General features: G+C 31.0%; 7 protein-coding genes. 3 read left to right on the forward strand and 4 right to left on the reverse strand.

Going from position 1 to position 12,226, the window contains the following annotated elements:
• The first annotated feature begins 187 nt into the window (after positions 1-187).
• The gene (locus VBN07_RS02145) at positions 188-2,620 is read left to right on the forward strand and encodes a leucine-rich repeat protein (protein ID WP_323177662.1); all 2,433 of its coding nucleotides are present in this window, start codon (positions 188-190) and stop codon (positions 2,618-2,620) included.
• A gap of 44 nt (positions 2,621-2,664) precedes the next feature.
• On the opposite strand, the gene mnmA is transcribed toward VBN07_RS02145, so the two are convergent.
• Positions 2,665-3,780 carry a tRNA 2-thiouridine(34) synthase MnmA gene (mnmA, locus tag VBN07_RS02150; protein WP_323177663.1) on the reverse strand — a complete coding sequence of 372 codons (1,116 nt, stop codon included), beginning with the start codon at positions 3,778-3,780 and terminating at the stop codon, positions 2,665-2,667.
• 100 nt (positions 3,781-3,880) lie between these two features.
• The gene (locus VBN07_RS02155) at positions 3,881-5,194 is read right to left on the reverse strand and encodes a C1 family peptidase (RefSeq protein WP_323177664.1); all 1,314 of its coding nucleotides are present in this window, start codon (positions 5,192-5,194) and stop codon (positions 3,881-3,883) included.
• A gap of 76 nt (positions 5,195-5,270) precedes the next feature.
• On the opposite strand from VBN07_RS02155, the gene VBN07_RS02160 reads away from it, so the two are divergent.
• The gene (locus VBN07_RS02160; RefSeq protein WP_323177665.1) at positions 5,271-6,056 is read left to right on the forward strand and encodes an MAG0110 family membrane protein; all 786 of its coding nucleotides are present in this window, start codon (positions 5,271-5,273) and stop codon (positions 6,054-6,056) included.
• A gap of 111 nt (positions 6,057-6,167) precedes the next feature.
• Here the strand turns inward: VBN07_RS02160 and tuf are convergent, their stop codons facing one another.
• A complete protein-coding gene (gene tuf / locus VBN07_RS02165) occupies positions 6,168-7,355 on the reverse strand; it encodes an elongation factor Tu (protein ID WP_257089347.1) in 1,188 nt (395 codons plus the stop codon).
• A gap of 488 nt (positions 7,356-7,843) precedes the next feature.
• On the opposite strand from tuf, the gene VBN07_RS02170 reads away from it, so the two are divergent.
• Entirely contained in the window at positions 7,844-10,225 is a 2,382-nt protein-coding gene (locus VBN07_RS02170; RefSeq protein WP_323177666.1) for a phosphoketolase family protein, read from the forward strand.
• 82 nt (positions 10,226-10,307) lie between these two features.
• Here the strand turns inward: VBN07_RS02170 and VBN07_RS02175 are convergent, their stop codons facing one another.
• Positions 10,308-12,191, reverse strand: a complete 1,884-nt coding sequence (locus VBN07_RS02175; RefSeq protein WP_323177667.1) for an endonuclease — start codon at positions 12,189-12,191, stop codon at positions 10,308-10,310.
• Positions 12,192-12,226: the final 35 nt, after the last annotated feature.

Below are 12,226 nucleotides of genomic sequence, written 5' to 3' on the forward strand. Positions count from 1 at the left end.
TTTCAATTTGTTTTAATGAATATCCTTATTTTCATTTTTATTGCTAAAACATCTTGTACACTAAGTTAAAAGTTTTAATTGTAGATTTGAATTCAAAATAATTAGCGCAAAATTTTGTTAATTTCAATTAATTAAAATAACCAAGTTAAATTCTATAAAGTGTAAAATTATATTAATTAGGAGAAATATGAAATTAAAAACAAAAACTATTTTTAAATTATTAACATTAACTGGTGCGATTTCATCAGTAACAGGAACTATTGCATGTTCTCAAAAAACAGCAAAAGAACCTAAACCAGGCAATCCGATTGCAAACCCAGGTGATACATCTCAAACAATTGCTAAAAAAGAGGAATTATTGGATTTCTCAAAATCACTCACCGATACCACAATGGCGCTTACACCAAATCTTTTCAATAACTATGCCAATTTAGTCAAATCGCTAACAAATGCAGATATTAATGATAATTCTGAGAATTACGTGGAAGCTCTAAAAATTAAAGACCAAATAGCAAAAAACTTACAAGATATCAAATCATTAGAAGAAGGTAAAAAAGAGGTAGAGGGAATCACCTTTTCAAATATCCCTCTAACAAATGAAGCTATCTTATTAATTGAAAAGACAAAAAAATATGTGACTTCAAAATATCGTTCTTCAATCGAAAAGCTAAATAGTGCCAACATAAAAGAATTAGACGATTTTGAACTAGATAAGCTGATTGCTTTAACCTCTTATGCGTTGAAATTGACTAGCTCATCATTTGATAACATGTACCCGATAGTTATGAAGGTTATTAGAGATAAATATATCTTACTTAATAGAATGGATATAAATTCTTTAAATGATCTATTTACAAATTTAAAGGATCAGGAGCAAGTTAAACAATTCTTTCTTGCTGCAATCACGGAATTATATGAATCTTTCGATGATACTGATAAAACTGTTAAAGCATCACAGAATAATTCTCTTCTTTTTCCGTTTTTGAATTATTCTAATCCGGAATCTGATATTCAAACTGAAAGAAGCTTGCATATCGAAACTTACGGAATGGCAGAAACAATTGTTGATATTTCTGAATTAGTAAATTCTGTAATAAATAATCCTGATACGCTTGATTCATTAGGGACTGAGAAAAAAGATGAAATCTTAACTTTCTTAAAAGAAATAAATAATAAACATAAGGGTAATACCAATTTGAACTTATATACAATCGGTCAAATGCTTAATAACGATGCCATGAAGATTGAAAAAAACATAATAGTTAACATTGTATGAGCTATGTTTCTTCAAAAAGATGAAACTACAACAATGCTCAAGTCAATCATTAGTGAATTTACCGATTTCTTTTTAAAGAAACAAAACAATACTGTTTTAGGGCTTAAATACGAAATTCCAGAAAAACAAATACCTATTTTCCTAAATGAAAATTACACTGCAATTATGGAGGAAGCATTTAAGGATAAAAAAGTTTCATATGTTTATGCACCATATGTTGAAAAAATTGGGAAAGATTCATTAAATACAGAAGATATTAGAAATGTATTTTTACCAAAAGTAACTTATTTAGGAGAAAATGCAATTAGACATCAATTGTTAGCAGAATTTGCAAATACAGTTCCAGAAAGCTTTAAAAAACAAATTAAACTTAACGAGAATACTTATGTATCTGTGGATAGTGAAGCAACTGATGTGCAAATAACTTCAGATAAGCCGCTTTATTTTGTAAATGGTTTATTCAAGAACAATGAAAATATCAATACAGTTACAATCACTTCAACACAACCAGTTTATATTTCAGAAGAAATGTTTAAACACAGTACGCTTAGGTCAATAACAATTCAAGCACCTGAAGTTTATATTGCAAATGAAGCATTTGCAGATACTCCAGCACTTGAAACATTTGATGTTCAAAATGTTCAAAACATGGGTGAGTATGCGTTATTCGGTTCAAAATGATACTATGACCACATTTCAAACTCAAATGAAGAGCAAGTTAAATTAGGTTCAGTTTTAATTGGTTACAAAAATATCAATAATAAAACTGAAATAATTTTAGACCCATCAATTACACAAATCTACAACTCTGCATTTTCATTTGACAATAAAATTCCAGAAGCAGCAACTGCTAATGAAGTTATTACAAGTATAGCAGCAGAAAATGTTAAATCACTAAATCAAGGATCATTTGGATCATTATCAAACTTAACAAGTTTAAACTTACCTAACTTAACTTCTCTAGGTGCTACAGCACTTCAAGGAACACCATATTACTATAACATCTTAAACGATCAAGAAAGCACAAAAGCGATGTTAGGGAAAGTTTTAATTAAACTTAAATCTGATAACCCTTATGTTACATTGTCTGATGACGTTGAATTTATTTACACAACTGCATTCAAGAACTCAAACCAAATAAACTCTATTCAAGGAGAAAATGTTAAGGGTATTGCTTCAAATACATTTGCAAATGGATTTGGAACAATTTCTGCACTTAATTTCCCTAACTTGGAAAGTGTCGGTTCATCTTGAGCAACATCAATTTCTCCACAAAGTGAAACTCCAGTTCTAGTTGCACCTAAATTAAATATAGTTAATAAAAACCAATTAATTGGAAATTAAGATAAGAAAAATCATATGAGTTAATTTAGTGCCCATATGATTTTTTATATGTATCATTTTTTAGTTTCATCATCATAAACTTCATCAATTGTTGCTCCACCAATGCATTTGTCTCCATCATATAAAACAACTTGTTGACCTGGCGTAACAGCTGATGAACCCTCAGTATAGAATACTCTGATTTTATCATCGCCTAAAAATTCAACGGACACTTTAATATCTTTTTGTCTATATCTAAATTTAGCAGTTAAATTATCAGGATTAAAATCTTTGTTATTTAAGGTTAATCCTGAAGCGATTAAATTATTTGAAATTAAGTATTCAGGTTTTGAGTTAGGTGCAACATATAAAATATTTTTTTGCACATCGTGACCACAAACATAATATGGTTCAGTCATACCACCTAAATTTAAACCTTTTCTTTGTCCAATTGTGTAATAGAAACATCCAACATGTCTTCCAACAACTTTATTTGTTGTAATATCTACAATATCTCCATCTTGCGCTGGTATATAGTTTTGTAAGAATTGTCCAAAGTTTCTTTCTCCAATGAAACAAATTCCTGTTGAATCTTTTTTAGTCGCAGTAATTAGACCTAACTCAGAAGCAATTTGTCTAATTTCAGGTTTAGTTAATGCAGCAAGTGGCATAATAACTTTTTTAAGTTGATCATGACTTAATTGAGCTAAAAAGTAAGTTTGATCTTTATCTTCATCTTTCGCTCTGTATAAGTGACCATCAATTACATTTGCATAATGTCCCATAGCAATATAATCTGCTTTAAGTTCATTAAATGCATAGTTAGCAAAAGCATTGAATTTTATGTACTTGTTACATAAAATGTCCGGATTAGGTGTTCTTCCTTTTTTGAATTCTTCAATAAAGTTTTCAAAAACATTATCTCAATATTCTTTAACAAAGTCAACTCTTTCAAGTTTGATACTTAATGAATTTGCAACTGATTGGGCATCCATATAATCTCTTTCCTGTGGACACATATCTTGTTTAAGATCATTGTTTCCTAGAAAATCATTATTAACAATACTGTCTCAGTTTCGCATAAATAATCCTACTACTTCGTAACCTTGCTTTTGTAATAAATAAGCAGCAACTGATGAGTCAACACCACCACTCATACCTATAACAACTCTTTTAGACATATTTCTCCTTTATATACTTAAATAAGTATATAAATTGTAATATAAAAACCAAAAAAGCGAAATTTTTTGGTTTTTAATGTAAAAATTTAACTTTTTACTATTAAGCAAATGGTTCTCATAACTCAAGAACAACTGATTTATCAGCTTTAAGATATTCTTCTGGAATATATTTAGGATCTACAATAACTGAGAAGTTGTATTCATCAAATCATTCATCAGACATTGAGTAAACACCTTTTTTACCAGAATCATCACCTCAACTGTTTTCAACTTTTCAAGCAATAGGTTTACCGTTTTCTGTCTTAACACCTACAAAAGCCATCGCGTGATTTAACATTGAGTTAAAGTAGATAATTCTATCTTCTTTATTAAAGTCACTAATTGGTTCAAAAACTGAATCAAAATCATAAAGTTTTGGGTCAAAAATTCCTGATTTATTATCTTTGAAAGGATCGACATCACAAGCGAATCAAACTGGTAAGTTATCTTTTAATGAAGCAATTACAGCACTCTTAATTACATCTAATGGAACATTAATCATTTCAACATCTTGATCTTCATAAACTGATTTTTGATATTTAAGAACATATTTAGTTCCATATTCATAAAGATTTCTAGGGTCGTGCACTAGATTAACTTTTTTATCAAAATCTTTTCCTACATATTTTTCGAAAAACTCTACAGGAGTTATGTTTTCAATTTTGTGATACTTATTATCTTTATCTTTGTATTCATAAGTGAACTCAGTAACTGGTGTTCCTAAACATTTAGAAGTAATGTCATAAACTCTGTAAAGTGCATCTTCTTTAACTGCTTGAATTTGTGTTTCATCAGCACCTTGTGCAACAAGTGCTCTAATTTTCTTCATTCCATTTTTAAGATGCTTATCAATTTGTTCATTCATATCTGTTGTATTTCCTGAATGGAATGTCTCAGGCATAATTGATTTTGGAACTGCACCATATTTTTTAAGTAAGTTAGCAAAATATTCTCAGTATCCACCATCTGAAGCAACATTTCTATTAATTAAGTGATAAACTTCTCTATTTTCTAATGGTAAGTTCGTTGTTTGGATTGCATAATTTAAAAATGTGTTTGCTTTTTCAATTTTGTCATAGAAAGCAAAGTAGTTTTGTGAAAACTCAAAGCTACTTACATTTAAGTTTTTAGCAGCTTCAACTCTAGCCATATTTAATGAAGCGAAAATTCAACATCTTCCACTATTTTTTTGTGATGTTATATCACCTAATGTTGTTTCTATATCAAAAACGTGATCGTGTTTGATAAATGTTTGATAATCAAAAACTGTATTCTTAATACCATTTTTGATGATTGAGTTTTGAATCATTTTATTATTTGATTTTGATTCAAATTTTGACTTAAATTCATCTAATAAGTTTTTAGTTACATTCATTTTTACTCCTATATACCTTGTATATTAGTTATTAATATAGTTTAGTTTTAATTCATAATGTATTACAATTTAAATTATGAATAATCAAGAAACTATTAAAGCAGTTCCTGATGTTAAGTCAGGCTCTGTAAAATTATTTTATGGAATTATACTATTAACAAGCACTGGTGGATTGTTTTTATTATCATTATTATCAATCTTCTTTGTGTGAATTGATTTACTAATACTAAATTCAATGTCAAATTCGTTTTATCAACTTTTATTTTTAATAATGATGATAATCGTCCCTTTTATTGGAATTATGATTCTAAGTTTTATAAAACCGAAAAATGAAACTCAAAATGTAATACTCTTAAGCATCAAGTTCTTCTTCTATGCATTATTCTATGGAATTTTAATCGGAACAGCTTTATTATTAATTAGTTTTGGAACAAATACATATGATAACTCTGCATTAGAAATTATCAAGTATGCGTCATTGCAATTAGCATCAGTTATTCTTATACCGGTAGGAATATTATTCTTGACCGGAATATTAGGAATGTTAAAAATTATTAATGTAAGATCACTAATAGTAATGATTTCAGTTCTATCATTCGCAATATTAGTTACATTCTTAATTTCATTCTTTGCTTTTAGACAAAGAGATAACATTAACTGATGAATCGGAATTTTAATGGTTGCATTAATCTCATTATTTATGATTCTTCAATGGTATTCAATTAGAAAAACAGCTGATTATGTCGAGTATATGAGTAGAAAATCATTAATTACTTTAGGAATCCAACACGGATTTCAGTTGTTTGTTTCATTAGCTCAACTACTTTATTACGTTATTGTTATATTGGTTAAAAGAAGATAAAACAATTTACTATCAACACTACGGTGTTGATTTTTTTGTTAAAAATGCAAAGAAAATACACAGACCTAAATCTGTGTATTTGAAATTATTTGTGAAAAACAATTGGTCAAATTATTTAACAATTTTTGTAACTGTTCCTGCACCAACTGTACGTCCACCTTCACGGATTGAGAATTTTGTTCCTTCTTCAACAGCGATAGGTGCGATTAATTTAACTTTTAAGTTAACGTTTTCCCCTGGCATAACCATTTCACGTCCTGGTTCGAATTCAATTCCTCCTGTAACGTCTGTTGTACGGAAGTAGAATTGAGGTTTGTAGTTTTTAAGGAATGGAGTGTGACGTCCTCCTTCTTCTTTTTTAAGAACGTAAATAGCAGCTTCGAATTCTGTGTGAGGAACGATTGAACCTGGTTTAGCTAAAACTTGTCCACGTTCAACTTCATCACGGTTAACTCCACGAAGTAATAATCCAGCGTTATCTCCAGCTTGTGCTTCTTTAAGGTTTTTACGGAACATTTCGATTCCTGTAACAACTGTTTTCTTAGTAGGTTTTAATCCAACGATTTCAACTTCGTCGTTTAATTTAAGTGTTCCACGTTCTACACGTCCTGTAGCAACTGTTCCACGTCCTGTAATTGTGAAAACGTCTTCAACAGCCATTAAGAATGGTTTGTCAAATTCTTTAACAGGTGTTTGGATGTATGAATCAACTGAATCCATAAGTTCCATAATTTTTTCTTCGTATTTTGCATCACCTTCTAATGCTTTAAGAGCTGATCCACGAATGATTGGAGCATTGTCTCCATCAAATCCGTATTCTGAAAGAAGTCCACGGATTTCCATTTCAACAAGTTCGATCATTTCTTCTTCACCTTCAAGCATATCTACTTTGTTTAAGAATACAACGATACGAGGAACCCCAACTTGTTTAGATAAAAGAATGTGTTCACGTGTTTGAGGCATTGGTCCATCTGTTGCAGCAACAACTAAGATAGCTCCATCCATTTGAGCTGCCCCTGTAATCATGTTTTTAACATAGTCAGCGTGACCAGGACAGTCAACGTGTGCATAGTGACGTTTTTCTGTTTGGTATTCGATGTGTGATGTGTTAATTGTAATTCCACGTGCTCTTTCTTCTGGTGCGTTATCGATAGAAGCGTAATCACGAGCTTCTGATAATCCTTTTTTAGCTAAAACTGTAGCAATAGCAGCAGTTAAAGTTGTTTTACCATGGTCAACGTGTCCGATTGTTCCAACGTTAACGTGTTCTTTACTACGATCAAAATCTAATTTTGCCATGTAATTTCCTTTCTATTTTATATATATAAAATTGTTTAATAAATGTATTGTGTTTTAGCGCCAAAACCAACCTATGCCTAGCCTTTCATCTAGGTCCTGTCCATTTGTTAAATTAGCACATTAATTTTATCAAAAATAATTTTTGAAAACATTATTTCCAATAACATTTAAATTAGTTTTTATATTGTACCACAAAATGCAATTTCTATTATTTCTGTCTAATAATGAAACTAATTGGAGATGCAGTTTCATATAAAATCATTAATTAAATTTAATAAAAATATATGCGATAAATAATACTAAAAATTTCTAAAAATTAATTATATAAATATACAAAATTCAAGCAGTTTGATGGTGCAAAATATTGGTTATTTTCGGTTTTGTTTAAAAAATAAATAAAGTAAAATAATGATACATTAAGTTACAAAACGTTTTAACTTGATGTTTAAATTTATTTCGAAATAAAATCAAACAAAAAAGGAAACAAGATGAAAAAAACTTTATTTGATAGTAAAAATTATTTAGATAAAGTGCATGCTTGATGACGTGCTGCTAACTATCTTTCAGTTGGGCAAATGTTTTTAAGAAACAACCCTTTACTTAGAGAAGAGTTAAAAGCCGAAGATGTTAAGATGTACCCAATCGGTCACTGAGGAACAATCCCAGGACAAAACTTAATCTATGCTCACTTAAACCGTGTTATTAACAAATACGACTTAGAAATGTTCTACATTGAAGGTCCAGGACACGGTGGTCAAGTTATGATTTCTAACTCATACTTAGATGGTAGCTACACAGAATTATTCCCAGAAATCTCACAAGATGAAGAGGGATTAAAAAGAATGTTCAAGAGATTCTCATTCCCTGGTGGAACTGCATCTCACGCTGCTCCTGAAACACCTGGATCAATTCACGAAGGTGGAGAGTTAGGATACGCATTATCACACGCAACAGGTGCTATTTTAGATAACCCACAAATCATTGCTGCTACAGTAATCGGTGATGGGGAAGCTGAAACAGGACCACTTACAGCAGGATGATTCTCATCATCATTCATTAACCCAGTTAATGATGGAGCTGTATTACCAATCATCCACATCAATGGTGGAAAAATTGCAAACCCAACAATCTTAGCTAGAAAATCAGATAAAGAAATCAGAGATATGTTAGCTGGATTTGGATGAGAAGCTATCTTTGTTGAAGCTGATGTTTTTGACCAAAGAGGAATTCACAAACCAATGGCAAAAGCATTTGACAAAGCTATTGAAAAAATCCAAAAGATTCAAACAAAAGCAAGACAAAAATCAGCTGAAGAAGCTACAAGACCTATTTGACCAGCTCTTGTTGTTAGAACACCAAAAGGTTGAACAGGACCTCACACATACAATGGTTTAACATATGAAGGAAGCTTTAGATCACACCAAGTTCCACTTCCTGTTACATCAGAAAAACCAGCTACATTAGACTTATTAAAAGAATGATTAACTTCATATCATCCAGAAGAATTATTTGATGAAAATGCTAAATTCAAAGCTGAATATGCTGAAATTGCTCCTAAAGGTGCAAAAAGAATGGCAATGCACCCTATTACAAATGGTGGTGTAAACCCTAGAGCATTAAACTTACCAGACTGAACACAATTTGCATTAGACATCAAAAAACCTGGTTCAGTTCAAGACCAAGATATGGTTAACGCTGGAAAATGATTTGCTGAAGTAATCAAAATGAACCCAGATAACTTCCGTGTATTCGGACCAGATGAAACTAAATCTAACAGACTTTACGATGTTCTTAAAGTTACAAACAGACAATGATTAGAAAGAGTAAATCCTGAATTAGATGAAGCTATCGGACCAGTTGGAAGAGTTATCGATTCACAATTATCAGAACACCAAGCTGAAGGATTCTTAGAAGGATACGTATTAACAGGACGTCACGGAATGTTTGCTTCATACGAATCATTCTTAAGAGTTGTTGACTCAATGCTTACACAACACATGAAATGAGTTGCTAAAGCAAGAAAAGTTCACTGAAGAAAAGATTACCCATCTCTTAACGTTATTGCTACATCAACAGCATTCCAACAAGACCACAACGGTTACACACACCAAGATCCAGGTATTTTAGGTCACTTAGCTGACAAAAAACCTGAATTAATTCGTGAATACTTACCAGCTGACTCTAACACATTATTAGCTGTATTAGACAAAGCTTACAGAGAAAGAGATGTAATTAACCTTATCGTTGCTTCTAAACAACCAAGAGACCAATTCTACAATGTAGAAGAAGCTAAAGAATTAGTTGAAAAAGGTCTTAAAGTTATTGATTGAGCTTCTACAACAAAACCAGGTGAAGAACCAGACTTAGTTGTTGTTGCATCAGGTACAGAACCAAACTTAGAAGCATTAGCATCATTAGAATACATCAACAAAGCATTCCCTTCACTTAAAATTAGATTCGTTAACGTAGTTGATTTATTAAAATTACGTCACCCAAGCATTGACCCACGTGGATTATCAGATGCTGAATTCAACGCAATCTTTACAAAGAACAAACCAGTTGTATTCGCATTTCACGGATACGAAGGTCTTATTAGAGATATCTTCTTCTCACGTCAAAACCACAACTTATTTGTTCACGGTTACAGAGAAAACGGAGACATCACAACATCATTTGACATTAGACAAATGAGCCACATGGATAGATTCCACATCTCAATCACAGCTGCTAAAGCAGTTTACGGTGATAAAGCAGCTGACTTCGTAAAACAAATGGAAGAAAAAGTTGCATACCACAACAGATACATTAAAGAAGTTGGAATTGACATTGACGAAGTTAGATTCTGAAAATGATCAGGTCTTAAAAAATAAGACCAACACTTTATAAGTGTAAAAAGATAATCAAAAACACCTTAGTAATTCAAACTAGGGTGTTTTCATTTTGCTTTTTTAACTAACTGTTTTCTAAGCCTACTAAAATACCTCTATTAACAAACGGTTTTCTACCTTCAAGACTATCAATAAGGTCTGGATAATCGATAAATGGATTTCTTAATCCACCTTGGTATCTAGCTGTTTCATTGTTTCTATCAATATCAAATTGTGAAATTGAATCTGTTGAAACTCAGTTTTTGTATGTTTGATAGTAGTGGTCTTTAATGTATGGTTTAGTGCTTGAAAATATTGAATTTGATTTTTGATTTAAGTTTCTATTTCTATATGTAACTGTAAAGTATAGATATGCTCTAGCAATATCTCCTTTGAATGTATCTATTGGTTCAAATGTTGTTTCACCAATTGAGTTTCTTCCTAATTTGCCACCATTTCTTGATGTTTTAGTTGCATCACTTACATTATCGTGAGGGAAATTACCTCTGTTTGCATTAACTTTAATATCTGTAGGTCAAACGTGGTGCGCGTCTGAAACCATTGGTGATTCTTTGTTGAATCAAGATTGTGGAATTAAGTGTTCCTTGTTTGTCCCTTGCCCTTCGTCTCTTGCAGATGATCTTTCTCCTCATTGAAAATCAGGGAATGTATATGGATCTCTTCCATTTGGATTTTCTGAATAAATATCTAACAATGTATTATCTTTTTCAAAATATTTATCTTTAAACGCATTATATTGATCATAGAATGTTCCTAAAGCACCATATGAGCGAACTCCTCCAAAGTGACTGCTTTGAATTGCTAATAATGCATCATATAACTCATCGCCCATTTTACCATCAGCTTGTACATAGTAATTATTACTTGCATCATATCTTAAACCATTAGCCGTAACTGGTTGAGTTGGTTGTGAATGTTCTGGATTTGGATTTGATGGTGTTTCACCATTTCCTGATGATGGTAGAGTTGATGGATTATCACTTCCATCAACTGATTCTTCTGTAGATGACTCCTCAACAATGTTAAGTTTTACAACAGACGTGTATAAATTGTCATTTGAGTAGTCAAATGTCTTATCTTCATTTCTAACTGTTAATTTATATTTAACTGTTAGCGTTTGTGTTTGTGCATTATATTCATAATTTAAGAAACTATTTGGATATTTTTTATTTTTGTATGTAAATTCTTTTTCTACATCATTTACTAATTGGAACTCATCGTTTTCAAATTCTGATTTGAACTTAAGAAATGCTGGTCCTTTTTTCTTATCCAATCCAACTGTTCTGTCTGTGTACATATAAGCAATATTTTCACGAGCATTTAACTTAGCTAAAACTTGTGTTTTTAAGTCTCCTGAAAGTGGTAATGAAACTAAAATATTGTTATATAAATTTGTTATATCCTTTTCACCTGGTTCAGCAACGTTACCTGAAAAATCAAGTGTAAATGTTGAAGAATAAACATTGCTTCCAACTGCAATATAACCATCAGCTGGTTGTGTAACTTTATAACTAATTACAACTGTGTTTGTTTGTGCATCAAATGAATCAACATCTATTAATTTGTTGCTTGTAATTTCTTCATTAGTGATTTCGTTTCCTGCAAATGCTTTATTAATAAGTTTAAACTCTTGAAAAATACCGTCATCATTTAACAACGCAACAAATGTATTATTTGTATCATTCAAACGAAGTGTGTTATCAGCAGCATTGAAGACAAGTTTTGCATTTTGTGCACTTAATCCTGAAACAATTGCTTGTTTGTTTTCTTCTGTTAAAGACATTGGGTTAGTAACTATGTTTGAAGCATCAGGAATTTCGTATTCATTTATAGGTTGTCCCGGATTTGGTTCAGGGTTTGGATTTTTTTGTGAACATTGAGTTGATAATACTGATGTAGATGTCACAAATAGTGATAATACTAATAATGGTTTTAAAAACTTTTTCATACCCTTACTATTATCACTTTTTTTAAAAAGTGATA

The sequence above is a fragment of the Mycoplasma sp. 4404 genome (assembly GCF_034863325.1).
Classification (GTDB): Bacteria; Bacillota_I; Bacilli_A; order Mycoplasmatales; family Metamycoplasmataceae; genus Mycoplasmopsis.